The sequence below is a fragment of the Bosea sp. F3-2 genome (assembly GCF_008253865.1).
GTDB lineage: Bacteria > Pseudomonadota > Alphaproteobacteria > Rhizobiales > Beijerinckiaceae > Allobosea.
Genome location: NZ_CP042331.1, coordinates 1,460,488 through 1,474,381, shown reverse-complemented (window position 1 = coordinate 1,474,381; position 13,894 = coordinate 1,460,488). Strand labels below are relative to the sequence as shown.

Genomic DNA, 13,894 nt, shown 5'->3' with positions numbered 1-13,894 from the left:
GCTCGGCATGTTTCGATCATCAGGTCAGACGCCGGACCGGCCGCAGGAGCTGGTGCCCGGCCATCTCGCTACGGCGGGCCGCCCGGCGCTCCTGCGCCTGCAGGATTTCACCGTTACTGTCCCGGGCGCGATGCCGATCGTCCGCGGTGTCGAGTTGTCGGTCGCCCGCGGCGAGGCGTTGGGCATCGTCGGCGAGTCGGGCTGCGGCAAGAGCATCACCTGGCTCGCGGCGCTGCGCCTTCTCGGCCAAGGGGTGACAACGGGCGGGGAGGTTCTGCTCGAGGGGCGTGACATCGCGCAGCTTTCCGAACGTGAGCTCGGGCGGGTCCGCGGCGGCCGCATCGCGCTGATCTTCCAGGATCCTTCCAGTGCTCTGAACCCGGTGCAACGCATCGGCACGCAACTGGCCGAGGTGCTGCGCCTGCATCGAGGCCTGACCGGCGAGGCTGCACGCCGGGAAGCCTTGCGCCTGCTCGACCGCGTCGGCATCGCCGATGGTGCGCGGCGCTTGCGACAGTATCCGCATGAGTTTTCAGGCGGCATGAACCAGCGCGTCATGATCGCGCTCGCCCTGGCGGGTGAACCCGACGTCCTCGTCGCCGACGAACCGACGACTGCGCTCGACGCCACGATCCAGGCGCAGGTGCTCGATCTGATCCGCGACATCCGCCGCGAGACCGGCATGGCGCTCATCCTGATCTCGCACGATATCGGCGTGGTCGGCGATCTCTGCGATCGGATCGCGGTGATGTATGCCGGGCGGATCGTCGAGACGGCGGCGACGCGCGACCTGCTCACGCGCCCGCGCCATCCCTATACGCAGGGCCTGCTCGCGGCCCTGCCGACGCTCGACGGCCCGCGACGGCGGCTGACACCGATCCCCGGCACTGTTCCCGCGCCAGCGGCCATCCCGGCGGGCTGCGCCTTCGCGCCGCGTTGCCCGGTTGCTGTCGAGCGCTGTTGCCATGAGCTGCCGGAGCTCGCCTTTGCCGGGCAAGACCAGCGGGCGGCGTGCCTGCGGCTCGATGAGCTGCCGGTGCCCGGAGACGGCTCGCTTCCGGCCGCGACGCTGCCCCAGCAAACTGAGGTGCCGGCATGACGCCGCTTCTCGACGTCCGCGACCTTGCGCGTGAATATCCCGTCTCGATGGCGGGTGGCACGCGCGGGATCCTGCATGCCGTCGATGGCGTGAGCTTTTCGCTCGAACGCGGCAGGACGCTCGGCATCGTCGGTGAATCCGGTTGCGGCAAGTCCACCACCGCGAAGCTGACGCTCGGCCTGCTGCCGGCGACGCGCGGGCAGATCACCTTCGAGGGCGCTCCGGTGACGGCGCTGCGCGATCGGCACTGGCGCGCCATGCGCCGGCGGATGCAGATGGTGCATCAGGACCCGCTTGCCGCGCTCGACCGCCGCCTGCCGGTGGGGCAGCAAGTCGTCGAGCCCCTGACCATTCACCGGCTGGAAGACAACGAGAAGGCGCGCCGGCAGAAGGCGCTTGCGTTGTTCGAGGCGGTCGGCCTCAGGCCGGACCTGTTCGAACGCTATCCGCACGAACTCTCCGGCGGGCAACGCCAGCGCGTCGTGCTCGCCCGTGCGCTCGTGCTCGATCCGGTGCTGCTGGTCTGCGACGAGCCGATCTCGGCGCTCGACGTCTCCGTCGCGGCGCAGGTGATCAATTTGATGCAGGACCTGCAGGCCCGCTTTGGCATGGCCTATCTCTTCATCAGCCATGATCTCAAGGTGGTCAGGCAGATCGCCGACGAGGTCGCGGTGATGTATCTCGGCCGCATTGTCGAGCAGGGGCCGCCGGACGCGCTGTTCCATGCGCCGGCTCACCCCTACACCGAGGCGCTGGTCTCGGCCGTACCGACACCGTTGCGTGGCACGCAGGGGCGCATCATCCTGAAGGGCGACCCGCCGAATCCCGTCGACCGGCCCCAGGGCTGCGCCTTCCATCCGCGCTGCCCACGCGCGGTGGCCCGCTGCCGGGAGGAGGTGCCGGCGCTCAAGGCCGTGGCCGATGGCCGCCTGGCCGCCTGCCATCTGGTCTCCGCCGCGCCGGCGGCGGCCGCTGCCTGATCGATTGCCTTTGCCTAAGCCGGAGACGAGATGAGCCGCCCCGACCAGCCGACCGCCGACCGCGTCGTCATCGCCGTCTTTGACGGCCTGCGGCCGGACCTCGTCACGCCCGAGCTGACGCCCAACATCATGCGGCTGGCCGCGCGCGGGACATGGTTCCGCCAGGCGCGCAGCGTCTTCCCATCGGTCACCCGCGTCGCGACCAGTTCGATCGCAGCGGGCGCGCCGCCGATCGTGCACGGCATCGTCGGCAACGCCTTCTATCATCGCGCGGCCATCGCCGACCGCATGTTCGACACCAGCGACGCCGCGCTGATCCGCCGTGCGGAGGCGCATCACGACGGGCGCCTGCTCGCCGCCGATACCTTCGGCGACGTACTGGCCCGTGCGGGCAAGCGGCTTGCGGTCGTCCATACCGGCTCGGCCGGCTCGGCGCATTTCATCAATCCGCGCGCCCGTGCCAACGGGCACTGGACCTTCTCCATGCACGGCGCCGGCGCGACGCAGACGCCGGAGGCGGTCGAGCAGGCGATCGAGCGGCTCGGCCCGCTGCCGGAGCGCGAGCTGCCGCGGCTGCAGGAGGTCGCCTATGGCGGCCGCGTGATGACCGATCTCGTGCTGCCGGAGCTCCAGCCGGATGTCGCGCTGATCTGGTTCAACGAACCTGACACCACCTTCCACTATCGGGGGCTGGGATCGCCGGACGCGATGGCCGGCCTGCGCGAGGCGGACAAGGCCTTCGGGACCATTCTCGACTGGGTCGAGGCGCAGCTGGATTCGGAACGCATCACGGTGATCGCTGCGTCCGACCACGGCCAGATCTCGACGGGCTCGGTGGAGCCGCTCTTCGAGACGGCGCAGAAGGCGGGCTTTGACCTCAGCGCCGCGAAGGTGATCGACGGTGCGACGCTGGTCGCGACCGGCGGCATGAGCGGCGAGATCCGCCTGCGCGAGGGCGACCCCGCCGAGGTCGCGCGCATCGCGGACTGGCTGATGCAGCAGCCCGCGATCGGCCACGTCTTCTCGCGTGACCGCAATGGCGTCGAAGGCGAGGTGGCCGGTACGCTCTCGCTTGCCCTGATGGGCACAGGCCATGCCGAGCGCCAGCCCGAGCTGATGTTCATCCTGAAATCGAGCCTCGACCAGGATCAGTATGGGCTGCCGGGTCTTGGGGCGATGACGCCCGGCGATGTGCCGCTCGGCGGCGGCATGCATGGCGGCATCAACCCGCATGAGCTGAACACCGTGCTGATCCTCGGCGGCAGCGAAGCCGGCGCGGTGTCGCAAGAGCCAGCCGGCATCATCGACATCGGCCCGACGGTGCTCGGGCTGCTTGGGCTCGCACCGGCTACCAGTATGGTCGGCCGCAACCTTGCGCAGCCGGCGCGGGAGGAGGCGCGTGTCGTGCGGCATTCGGCGGGAGCAGGCGCCTTCGCCCAGCATGTCGATGTCGTCGAGCAGGACGGCCGCCGTTTCATCCTCGGCGGCGGGCAGTAACATCCAGCCCCCGTCGAACAAGAAAGGGCGGCCGGTTGGTCGCCCTTTGCATTTCCGGCTTGAGCTGGCCTGTCAGGCCTTGGCGAAGCTGAGATTGTCCGGGCGCAGATCCATGAAATAGAAGGTCGTCGGCCGCCAGCCGATCGACTTCTTGATCGCGTAGGCCTCGCTCGGCTGGTACAGGATCGTGGCCGGGGCCTCGTCCTCCCAGACGTCGAGCATCTCGGTGAACAGCGCCTTGCGCTTGGCCGGATCGACCTCCGCCTCCAGCGCCGTGCCGGCCTTGTTGAAGGTCTGCGCCGAGGTCCAGAACTTCGAGATCTGGACCTCGCCGGCCGGTCCCCAAGCCACCCAGATCGAGCCGAGCGGATCGGGCAGGCGGGTCGAGTTCGACCAGTTGAAGATCTGCACGCCGGGGGCGCGCAGCTGCGCGGAGTTCTCGACGACCTGCAGCGAGGCGTTGATGCCGACGGCCTTCCACTGCTCGATCAGGATCTGCGCCGCCTCCAGCGCATTGGTGTAGTAGTTGGCTTGCGTGCGGTAGACGACCGGCTCGCCCTTGTAGCCGGCTTCCTTCAGCAGAGCCTTCGCCTTCGTCGGATCGTAAGGCAGCTTGCGGCCTTCGACGAACATCTGGCCGTATTCCGGGAAGTTGTGGCTTGCCGGAACCTGGGCCGTGCCCTGCCAGAGCGAGTCGACCAGCTTCTGGCGGTCGATGGCGTAGCAGAGCGCCTGCCGGACGCGCTTGTCGGCGAGGACCTTGTCCTGATCGTTGAAGGCGAGGACATGGACGTTGGCCAGCACGACCGAGCGCACGTCGATGTCCTTGTAGCCACCGACGACGCTCATCTGATCGGGCGGGACATTGGTGATGAGGTCGTAGTCGCCCGCGACGAGGCCGGCGACGCGCGCCGCGAGCTCCGGCACGCGCTTGAAGCTGACGCGCTTCGCCGTGGGCTTACCCATGAAGTAATCGTCGAAGGCTTCGAGAACGGTCGCATCCGCTGCGGAATGCGAAACGACGCGATAGGGCCCGGTCGCGACAGGCTTGCGCGAATAGGCCTCGAAGCCCATGGCCTCATAGGCGCGCTTGTTGACGATCCAGGCGCACCAGGAGGCGAGGCGCTGCTCCAGCAGCACATCCGCGACCCTGGTCTTGAAGCGGACACTGTAGCGGTCGATCGGCTCGACGCTGGCGAGGATGCCGAAATAGGGCTTGCCGCCGGGGATCTGCGCCTTGTCGCCCCAGAGGCGGCCTTCGCGGAAGGTATAGGCCACGTCTTCGGAAGTCAGCTCGTCGCCGTTGTGGAACTTCACGCCCTGGCGCAGCGTGACGATGAGCTCCTGCGGAGAAACGCGCTCCCACTTCGTCGCGAGATGCGGTTTCAGCTCCGAGCCGCCACCATCGGCCGCGCCGAGAAAGTCGCGTCGGATCAGCGTGTCGAAGATCGAATAGGTAACGCGGGTGCCAACATTGGAGAGCTCGCGCGCCGGTTCGAGCGTCGCCGGCAGGTCGGCGACGGCGACGGTGAAGTTCGGCCGGGTATCACCGGCCGCCAATGCCAGCGGCGCGCTGAGCAGTACCGGGGCGGCGGCCGCACCTTCAAGGAAACGGCGGCGGGAGATCGTCATCATGAGCCTTCTCGTGTCGAGCTGTTGCGGCGCACTGGAGCGGAGCGGCGCGGCGGTCCGGCTGCCTTGACTCAGCTTGGCGACAGGCCCGTGACAGCGCGCATGGCGATGAGCGGGCGCGGATCGTCGAGCATGACCGCGTCGGGACGCAGCACCATGACCCGGCGGATGCCGTCGGCATCGATGCGTCCGACAGGGAAGGGCGGGTAGCCCGGCAGGGCGACCGAACGCGGCTGACCCACCATGATCACCGATCGCATGCCGGTTTTGCGGATTGCCGCCATCCGCTCCTCGGTCGCATCGGCCTGCCAAAGCCGGAACCAGGCGGCTCCGGCATCCCTGGCTTCCGATATCGTATCGGGATCGGTGGCAAGGGCGAGGAGCGCGACATCCGGCGACAGCGCGCGTGCCACAGACAGCAGAGCGATGTCGCGCAACCCCAGCACACAGCGCTGGAGTACCTCATTCCCGGTGAGGACGGCCAGGATAGGCAGCAGGATCGCCGGATCCAGCAGCTTGACGTCGAGCAGCAGGCCGAGCGGAGCCGATGCCGTGATCGCCTCATCGAGCGTCAGCAAGCCCGGCAGGATCGCGCGCAGGGTAGCCAGGTCGGTGTCCGCGACCCGGCGGCTATCTCCCGCGATCCGCGTCAGATCGGCATCGTGCAGGCAGACGAGGTGGCCGTCGGCGGTCAGGCGCAGATCGGTCTCGACCATCTCCGCACCCGCCGCCGCTGCAGCGCGGAAGGCTTCAGCCGTGTTCTCCGGCGCGAGCAGGGCGCCGCCGCGATGCGCGATCGCGAGCGGACGGGGCGTGCCAAGATTTGCGATCGCCATGGTTAGTGCCGTTCGCTCGTCGGGTCGAAGCGGTCGCGCAGCCAGTCGCCGAACAGGCTCATCGAGAGCGTCGTCAGGAAAATCGCGAGCCCCGGAAAGACCGCGATCCACCAGGCGTTCAGCAGATAGCGGCGCCCTTCGCCCAGCATCAGCCCGAGTGAGGTGCCGGGCGGCTGCACGCCGAGCCCGAGGAAGGAGAGGGAGGTTTCGAGCAGGATCGTGCCGGGGAAGTTCAGTGTCGCCTGGACCACCAGCGCCGCGGCGATGTTGGGCAGGAGATGGCGCAGGATGACCCGCGAAGGCCCTGCGCCCAGGGCCTCGATGGCGTTGATGTAGTCGCTCTCCTGCTCGGAAACGACGAGCCCGCGCGCCAGCCGCGTATAGCGGTCCCAGCCGTCGATGCTGACGAGGATGATGAAGAGGACGATGTTGTTGCCGAAGAAGGCGAGCATCGTCAGCGCGAGAAACAGCGCCGGGATCGCTGCCTGCGCATCGACCAGCATCATGATGGCCTGGTCGACGAAGCCGCGCAGGCGCGCCGCCACGAAACCGAGAAAGGTGCCGACGACCGCGCCGATCAGCGTGCCCATCACCGCGATCAGGATCGAACTGCGGACGGCGAAGACCATGCGGCTCAGGATGTCGCGGCCGAGCTGATCGGTGCCGAGCCAGTACATCGTGCCGTCGGCTTCGGTCATGGGCGGCTTCAGCCGCGCGGCGAGGTTCTGGGCTGTATAGGGCAGGGGCGCCAACCAGTCGGCCAGCAGCGCCACGAGCACGATGGCCAGCAGGAAACCGGCGGAGAGTTTCACCACCGGCGACATCGCATTCTTGCGGGCGCGGATGGCAGGGGCCGGAGCGGCGGGAATATCGAGAGCTGTCATCAGGCCGGCTTGCCCATGGCGCGAGAGAAGCCGCCGAGCCGTGGATCGATCAGGATGTGCACGATGTCGACGAGAAGGTTGGCGCCGACCATGATCACCGTCACCGTGAAGATCACGGCCTGGACGACGGCGAGATCCCGCATCGAGACAGAGTCGACCAGCAGCCGGCCGACGCCGGGCCAGGCGAAGATGGTCTCGACGACGGCGCTGCCGGCGAGGATGTGACCGATCTCGATGCCGATGAACATCAGGAGCGGCACGGCCGCATTGGGCAGGGCATGCCGGATGATCACGGCAAGCGGCATCACGCCCCGTCCGCGCGCGGCCCGGATATAGGGCTTGCCCAGCACCTCCAGCGTCGCGGTGCGGGCGAAGCGGGCTAGACGGCCGGCGAGAGGCAGGCCGAGCGTCACGACCGGCAGGATGAGATGCCAGAGGCTTTCCGAGCCGGCCGAGGGCAGCACGCGCAGCTTCAGCGCGAAGAGCAGGATCAGGAGAATGCCGAGGAAGAAGACGGGGATCGCATAGCCGAACACCGCAACCGCCATGGCCAGCCGGTCGGCGGCGCGGTTGTGCCGGAGCGCGGCGAGCACGCCCAGCGGCAGGCCAATGACGAGCGCCAGCATCAGGGCCGAGGAGCCGAGGAGGAAGGTCTTCGGCAGGGCTTCCATCACGGCCGCGAAGGCCGGCCGGTCATCGGCGAAGGACAAGCCGAAATCGCCCCGGACGGCGCTGGCGATATAGCGCAGATACTGCTCGAGTAGTGGCCGGTCGAGGCCCCACAGCTCGCGATAGTACGCGCGGACGTCCGGGGGCGTATCGATCGACAGCATGATGTCGGCGGGATCGCCCGCCAGACGCAGCGCGACGAACACGGCCGACACGCAGATCGTCACGGTCAGGAGGGTGCGTAACAGGCGGAGAAGGAGAAAGCGGAGCATCTGATCCGGAAGCAGGGTTGGAGAACCGTGCTTCTGCAAACGGCTTCACGACAGGTTGATGACGAAGCTCGATCCAGGCCGCTGTCCGGAGAAGGATACGTTGACCGAAAGCTGGCTCACGCAAAGGCCTCGCATGTCCGTTTCCAGAGCATGTTGGGGGCAACGATTGGCGCGACTATCGTACTCTCGGCGGCGTTTGCCTCTCCGAAACGACTGTCAGGCATGCTTGGTTGTCGGCTGCCCGGAGGTCTGTGTGGAAACGTCTCTTTATGAACCCGTCAAGCGCTTCCTCGAGGGCTTGGGCTACGCCGTAAAAGGAGAAATCGGGCACTGTGATCTCGTCGGACTGCGCGACGATGATCCGGCCGTGGTGGTGATCGGCGAACTGAAGCTGACATTCAATCTCGAGCTCATCCTGCAGGGCGTGGATCGGATGAGCCTCGGTGATGAGATCTGGTTGGCGGCTCAGCTCTCCGCCAAGGGCAAGGGCCGCGAAAGCGATCCGCGATATCGCAATCTCTGCCGACGCCTCGGTTTTGGATTGCTGGGCGTTTCCAAATCGGGGCGCGTCGATATCCTCGTGTCGCCGACTGCGCCGGTGCCGCGGAAGGATCCGCGCCGCCGCTCGAGACTGGTGGAGGAGCACAAGCGGCGTCAGGGCGACCCCGTTCCCGGCGGCGGCACGCGCAAGCCCATCATGACGGCCTATCGCCAGCAGGCGCTTGCCTGCGCTGCTGCGATGGCATCAGCGCCGCAGCGGCCGCGCGATCTCAAGCCGTCCTTTCCCGATGCCCAGAAGATCCTGCGCCGGAATGTCTATGGCTGGTTTGAACGCTCCGAGCGCGGCGTCTATGCGCTGACCGAAACAGGTCACAGCGCGCTGGCCGCATGGCGACCCGAGCCTCCGACGCGCTCGGATGGCGGTGTGGCGTCCGCATAGGGACCACGAAGTGGCTGCTCAGTAGGTCAGCGTCGCCAGGATGGTATCGCTGTAGAGACCGGGCGACGGTGTCGCCTGGGCCGGCACCCGCCCATAGACATAGGTCGTCTGAGGCAAGCCGTTGCCCACATCCGCGAGCGTGTCGCTGCCCAAGGTGTTCCCGAAAGGCTGTGTGCGCGTCGTATTTCGATAGAGCCCATAAGTGACGGTCTCGCTTCCCTTCGTCATGCGGCGCAGTGTCGGGTCGCTGGCGCCCGAAAGCCCGCCATCCAGACCGATCTGATAAGCGGTGCCGTTCGTACAGGTGGGCGCGAGCGTGGTAAGCGCATCATGCGGCGCAGCAAGCAGACCAATCGATCCGAAATTGAGATCACTCGTCGTGATCCTGCACGTTGCGGGGACGTTTGCCGTGACCGTGAAGCTTGTTGTCTGGGAGATCGTGAGCAAATCGCACCCGAGCAGGTAAGAGAGGAGGCCGTAGCGGATCCGTGCATCTGCTCCGGAAAAGCTGCTGCTATAGGCCACCGGCGCCGCGGTGGCCTGGCCGTTGTAGACGCGCCCATAGATCGTCTGGCTGTGGCTGCCGGTGCCGCCGAGTGAAAGGACGATGTTGAAGCCCACCGGCGAGGCAGACCCTCCGGGCCAGGTCCCGGATCCCCAAGGGACGCTGGCTGCCGCATCGGAAAAGAGGCCATAGCGCAGCTGGTTGCTGCCGTTCGCCATGATGCGGTTGGCCGCGTTCGTGCCGCCGCCGCTCCCGGCTCCGAGATCGATGCAGACGCCAACCGTCGAGAGCGCCAGCCCTGTGCATGAAACCGTCGCGGTCCCGGTTCCGTTCACCACGGCATTGGCGGTGACATCGATGTTGCCGAAGGCCAGGGGGGTCATGCTCAAGGAGCAGGACTGCGCCGCGGCAGGTTTGGCCAGAAGCAGCCCCGCCAATGCGATAATCGCAGCCGCAATGCAGAGTGAGCGAATCCGGGAAGCTATTGGCATCGCACCGGCCCAATCGTGACCTGCGTGTTTTCACGCGGAGTGAAGGGAAACCGGGCGCGGCATCCACCCGTCTCGGACTGCACGACAATCTCGTTGTCCGCGGCCAAATTCTCGATGAAGGCTCGGCCGTCATATCCGATCGTGAATTCGGGAGCGGCGGCGCCCGTGCCCCTCAGACCTGGCTGGAGCGCGCCCGTCGAACCGACCTTGAGCGGTCGCCCGGCTGCATCCTGGAGAATGACGATGGCAGCGCTGCTGGCTGACCTCACGCCAAAATCGACGACCACGCCGGCCCGATCCGCAGGAGCACGCACTTCCACGGTTGTTTCCGCCAATGCATCGACAGGGAGGCCTCGGGCATCGATCGAGATCTTGTTGGCCTGATAGGAGCGGAGCGTCGGAATGAGCGCGCTGCCGGAAGCATCGGTGCGGGCGACGACACGATTTTCGAAGAGCACGTCCACGTCGGGCACCCCCACCTTTGCCACGGCGAATGCGTCGTCGATCCGGTTGCCGATGAAGATGCCACCTCCTGCGATCGCGACCGATCCATCCAGCTGGACCGTGGCGGCGGCGGCGCTATCGCTTTGCGCGACGCCGGCCTCGATCTGGCCGCTGCTTCCGCGGTAGGCGAACGATGCCGAGCGCCGCTTCTGATCGGCAGGCCCTTCAACGTCGCGTATCCGCCAGCCAAAGCTTCCGGCTTCCTGTTGCAGCGGCTTGTTGATGTCCGCCGCCAGCGACCAGGCCGAGCCCGAGCGGCTGGCGCCGGTCGAGGTCGTGATGGCAGTCCCGAACGGAAAGGACAGGCCTGCGAAAACCCCGGCTGATTTCTGATCAGCCAGATCGGTGAAGAATGTCGCGTAGAAGGAGCCGCCTCCGAACAGAGGCCGGGTATAGCTCGCGTTGATGATGCGATTGGCTGGTCCGACAACCGGCTTCACATGCGCGAAGCCGACACTGATCGCTCCCCCGAGCGCGGGCACCGGCATGGCGATCGAAACCCTGTCGAGCGCGCGCGGCGGCAGCAGCAGTCGATCCCATTTGTCGCCGTATAGCGCTGATGACCCGGGCGTGGCGACATAGGCCGAGATGCCACTGCTCAGGTTCGCAAGCGGAACGCCGGTTGCCGAAGCCAGATCCCTGTAGGCTCCGAAGCTTCGCTGCGATGCGGCCAAGAAGGACAGGCCCCAGAGCTGGGTCTCGAAGGAAAGGTAGGATTGGCCGCCAGTCCGGCCGTCATTCCAGCTCCCGGAACCGGCGGCCGTGAGCACGCCGTATTGCCCGAGCCCGAAAACGCCGCCGAGGCTGCCCATGCCGAGCCCGTGCGTAGCTTCCGCATGCGCAATGGCTGTAAAGCTGTCCGTGATGCCGTAGCGCGCGCTCGTCGATCCGGCGATCTCGTCGCCATAGATGCTGGAACGCAGGCCATACTGCAGCCGCGGCACGCCGACCTCCGCCGAGAAGTCGAACAGCCCGGGCCTGAGGAGATTGCTCGAAACCACGAAGGGCAAGCTCGACTCGCTCTGCCGGCCCGACGCATCGCGCACCACAACGCTGGCGTTGCCGTTTCCGGTGAGGATGGGAATGTTGGTGATGCGGAAGGGTCCGCTGCCGACGTCCTGCGAGATGGCCTTCGTGCCATTGACGAAGACATCGACGGTCGAGGGGACGGCCGCGGAGCCCGTCACGCTGGGCAGCGGCAGGGTGATCAGGTCTGGCCGCAGGCCGAAATTGCGCTGGAACTGAGCCCCTCCCAGTCGAATGGGGCGTGTCCAGGCCAATCCGCTCGAAATCATGTCGCCCGCGCGATAGGTCAGCAGCGTGTCGGGATCGGAATAGGTCCAGCTCGTCTCAAGGCGAAGCGCTTCCGTCGACCCGCCGACGAGGGTCTGGTCGCTCAGGATCCCGGTTTGCGAGAAGACGCCGATCGGGCTGAAGACGCGGCCGTCGAGAGTCGCGGAGAGCGTCGGATAGCGCCAGAAGCTGCGGAACTGCCTGTCTTCCGAGTTTCCGAACAGCGTGTAATTGAGCACCGCGCCGGTCGCGCTGCGATCCGGCTTCGGCAGCGGCGTGCCGCTTGCAGGTTGCGCGTCGTAGATTTTCGGAAGGCGGCCGTCCGGCGGCAGCCTGATATCGATCCGCTGTGCCGCCTCGTCATATCGGAATGTCACGCCGGGGATGGCAAGCAGGGCGACGTCCCTGTCCCTGGTGACGGCTTCCGGAACCTTGATACCCAGCTCCTCCAACTCGTCGCGGCGAGCCGAGATCTCCCCCCTCGTGTTCTGGCGGAAGGCCCCGATCAGGCCAATGGATTGCCCATCGAGAAGAACATCCAGACGCAGATCGCGGCTCGAGACATCCTCTCCTCTGGCGAGGGACGAGATCCAGCACGCCGATCCCAGAACCAGCGCAGCCACGATGGTGACCCTACCGCCCGGAGGCCACCGGGAGCGTCGCATTGAACGGCCCAGCTTCTGTCATCCCCGAGATGGTGAGGCGAGCCTCCGATTTCGACGAAAGCTGCGAAGGCAGCACCCACTGCATCGAGCGCGCGCGAAAGCTTCGTATGCCCCGCGGAAGGCAGGACTTGGACCGGAGCGGTCTGCCCGTGGAGAACACCCGTTGCCGGGGGGAGGGCTCAAAAAGGGGCGGCGCCGTCGGCCGCCGAGGGCTGGTTTTCGTCGGCCGTTGTGGGATTGCGCACCAGCCGCGGCGCTGTCGCGTCCAGGAGCGGCAGCGCTGCTGCGCCGAGCGCCGCGGTGAATTGGCCCGTGGCGCCGCGCTGGACACGCGGAACCGAGCGATCACCGCGCCGCGCTACCGAGAGCGGCAACGGCCCAGCAGCTGCGATCAGCGCGTCGATGATGCTGTCCGGTAGTGCGCCGCCGAGCACGATGGTCTCCGGGTCGAACAGGTTCTCCAGCAAGCCGAGCACGGGGGCGAGCAATGCCCCTGCCTGGGTGATCCAGCCCGTCACGACCGGATGTCCCTCGGCGTGGAGGCGTGCGATGCCGTCGGCATCGATCTGGTCGATGCCGGCGCGGCGCAGTACGTCCCGCAGCGCCGACGGCGAGACATAGCGTTCGAGGCAGCCCTGGCGGCCGCAGATGCAGGTCTCGCCGTGCGGCACCACTGGAATATGGCCGATCTCGCCGGCGTTGCCGAAGGCGCCGCGATAGGGCGCGCCATCGAACATCAGCCCGAGCCCGAGGCCGAGGCCGAAATAGACCAGGCAGAAATGCCGCAGATTGCGGCCGATCCCGTAGAGATGCTCTCCGACCGCGGCGGCCGTGGCGTCGTTTTCGATCGTCACAGAGGTGCCGAGCGCGGCGCTCATCAGCGCGGTGACATCATGGCCGGTCCAGCCCGGCAGCGCCGTCGAGCCGACAGTAAGCGTGCCCTCGAAATCGAACGGACCCGGCATCACCACGCCGCAGCCGAGCAGGCGCTCCGGAAGCCCTTGCGCCGCTCGTGCCCGCGCCAGCTCCCCCGCAGCCAGCGCCTGAACCGCTTCCACGGCGAGGTCGGGGAGGGGGGCGACACGCTGTGCCCTCACTTCCCCGGTCAGGTCGACCAGCACCGTGGTGATGTGGTCCGCTGCGATCTCCATGCCCGCTGTCAGGCCGCCATCGGCGTTGAGGGCGAACTCGACCGGCGGCTGGCCACGCGCCGTGCGCCGGCGGCCGAGCTCGATCAGATATCCCTCGTCCAGCAATTCGGCGACGATGTTCGAGACGGTCTGGGCGGTCAGCCGGGTCAGGTGGGCGATGTCCGAGCGGCCGAGCCGGCCATGCTGACGGAAGGTCTCGAGCACAACGCGGCGGTTGTGGTGGCGCGCCCTTTCGGGGTTGGCGCCGAGGGCGGCGCTGTGCGCTGCGGGAGGCTTGCGGTGCGGCATCGGAAACCGGGCTTCTTCGTTGGGACAAGCTGCGACGGCTATTAATTCAATTCAAGTGAATTAATTTGTTGACAGCGATCCTGTGCCGGGAAAAGCATGGCGCCAGACAGCCCAGCCTGCCGGGAGCGGATGAAACGGGCGTCGCAACCAGAGGGGAGAGGTCATGCGCGGCTTTCGCGGATTGTTCC

General features: G+C 67.2%; 11 protein-coding genes. 4 read left to right on the top strand and 7 right to left on the bottom strand.

What is annotated here, in order from left to right; translation table 11 throughout:
* The first annotated feature begins 130 nt into the window (after positions 1 to 130).
* From FQV39_RS06800 to FQV39_RS06790, 3 genes are read left to right on the top strand one after another with little or no spacing between them, the layout of a single operon-like run.
* Positions 131 to 1,099, top strand: a complete 969-nt coding sequence (locus FQV39_RS06800; RefSeq protein ID WP_248313509.1) for an ABC transporter ATP-binding protein — start codon at positions 131 to 133, stop codon at positions 1,097 to 1,099.
* Positions 1,096 to 2,079, top strand: a complete 984-nt coding sequence (locus FQV39_RS06795; protein ID WP_149129599.1) for an ABC transporter ATP-binding protein — start codon at positions 1,096 to 1,098, stop codon at positions 2,077 to 2,079. The genes FQV39_RS06800 and FQV39_RS06795 overlap by 4 nt, the downstream gene beginning before the upstream one ends.
* 30 nt (positions 2,080 to 2,109) lie before the next feature.
* Positions 2,110 to 3,576 (top strand): alkaline phosphatase family protein, encoded by a 1,467-nt coding sequence (locus tag FQV39_RS06790; RefSeq protein ID WP_149129598.1) that lies wholly within the window; start codon positions 2,110 to 2,112, stop codon positions 3,574 to 3,576.
* Between the two features lie 72 nt (positions 3,577 to 3,648).
* On the opposite strand, the gene FQV39_RS06785 is transcribed toward FQV39_RS06790, so the two are convergent.
* From FQV39_RS06785 to FQV39_RS06770, 4 genes are all read right to left on the bottom strand, one after another.
* The gene (locus tag FQV39_RS06785; RefSeq protein ID WP_149129597.1) at positions 3,649 to 5,211 is read right to left on the bottom strand and encodes an ABC transporter substrate-binding protein; all 1,563 of its coding nucleotides are present in this window, start codon (positions 5,209 to 5,211) and stop codon (positions 3,649 to 3,651) included.
* A 68-nt stretch (positions 5,212 to 5,279) separates the two neighbouring features.
* Positions 5,280 to 6,044, bottom strand: coding sequence for a glycerophosphodiester phosphodiesterase (locus FQV39_RS06780; protein WP_149129596.1), 765 nt, complete (start codon positions 6,042 to 6,044; stop codon positions 5,280 to 5,282).
* Positions 6,045 to 6,046: 2 nt separating this feature from the next.
* Positions 6,047 to 6,928: an ABC transporter permease gene (locus FQV39_RS06775; RefSeq protein WP_149129595.1), complete on the bottom strand. Its 882-nt coding sequence runs from the start codon at positions 6,926 to 6,928 to the stop codon at positions 6,047 to 6,049.
* Positions 6,928 to 7,869, bottom strand: a complete 942-nt coding sequence (locus tag FQV39_RS06770; RefSeq protein WP_149129594.1) for an ABC transporter permease — start codon at positions 7,867 to 7,869, stop codon at positions 6,928 to 6,930. The genes FQV39_RS06775 and FQV39_RS06770 overlap by 1 nt, the downstream gene beginning before the upstream one ends.
* A gap of 253 nt (positions 7,870 to 8,122) precedes the next feature.
* On the opposite strand from FQV39_RS06770, the gene FQV39_RS06765 reads away from it, so the two are divergent.
* Positions 8,123 to 8,809: a DUF2161 domain-containing phosphodiesterase gene (locus FQV39_RS06765; RefSeq protein WP_149133705.1), complete on the top strand. Its 687-nt coding sequence runs from the start codon at positions 8,123 to 8,125 to the stop codon at positions 8,807 to 8,809.
* An 18-nt stretch (positions 8,810 to 8,827) separates the two neighbouring features.
* Here FQV39_RS06765 and FQV39_RS06760 read toward each other — a convergent pair whose 3' ends face one another.
* The 3 genes from FQV39_RS06760 to FQV39_RS06750 all read right to left on the bottom strand — a co-directional run bounded on the left by FQV39_RS06760 (position 8,828) and on the right by FQV39_RS06750 (position 13,706).
* Positions 8,828 to 9,751 (bottom strand): Csu type fimbrial protein, encoded by a 924-nt coding sequence (locus tag FQV39_RS06760; RefSeq protein ID WP_187640189.1) that lies wholly within the window; start codon positions 9,749 to 9,751, stop codon positions 8,828 to 8,830.
* Between the two features lie 44 nt (positions 9,752 to 9,795).
* On the bottom strand, positions 9,796 to 12,225 hold the full coding sequence (locus tag FQV39_RS06755) for a fimbria/pilus outer membrane usher protein (protein WP_187640188.1): 2,430 nt from the start codon (positions 12,223 to 12,225) through the stop codon (positions 9,796 to 9,798).
* Positions 12,226 to 12,446: 221 nt separating this feature from the next.
* Positions 12,447 to 13,706, bottom strand: coding sequence for an ROK family transcriptional regulator (locus FQV39_RS06750; RefSeq protein WP_149129591.1), 1,260 nt, complete (start codon positions 13,704 to 13,706; stop codon positions 12,447 to 12,449).
* Between the last annotated feature and the right edge of the window lie 188 nt (positions 13,707 to 13,894).

What these genes read in the sequence shown, in the direction of transcription:
- FQV39_RS06800 (WP_248313509.1), top strand. Translation starts at nt 131, where the DNA reads ATGCCGATCGTCCGCGGTGTCGAGTTGTCGGTCGCCCGCGGCGAGGCG.
- FQV39_RS06795 (WP_149129599.1), top strand. Translation starts at nt 1,096, where the DNA reads ATGACGCCGCTTCTCGACGTCCGCGACCTTGCGCGTGAATATCCCGTC.
- FQV39_RS06790 (WP_149129598.1), top strand. Translation starts at nt 2,110, where the DNA reads ATGAGCCGCCCCGACCAGCCGACCGCCGACCGCGTCGTCATCGCCGTC.
- FQV39_RS06785 (WP_149129597.1), bottom strand. Translation starts at nt 5,211, where the DNA reads ATGATGACGATCTCCCGCCGCCGTTTCCTTGAAGGTGCGGCCGCCGCC.
- FQV39_RS06780 (WP_149129596.1), bottom strand. Translation starts at nt 6,044, where the DNA reads ATGGCGATCGCAAATCTTGGCACGCCCCGTCCGCTCGCGATCGCGCAT.
- FQV39_RS06775 (WP_149129595.1), bottom strand. Translation starts at nt 6,928, where the DNA reads ATGACAGCTCTCGATATTCCCGCCGCTCCGGCCCCTGCCATCCGCGCC.
- FQV39_RS06770 (WP_149129594.1), bottom strand. Translation starts at nt 7,869, where the DNA reads ATGCTCCGCTTTCTCCTTCTCCGCCTGTTACGCACCCTCCTGACCGTG.
- FQV39_RS06750 (WP_149129591.1), bottom strand. Translation starts at nt 13,706, where the DNA reads ATGCCGCACCGCAAGCCTCCCGCAGCGCACAGCGCCGCCCTCGGCGCC.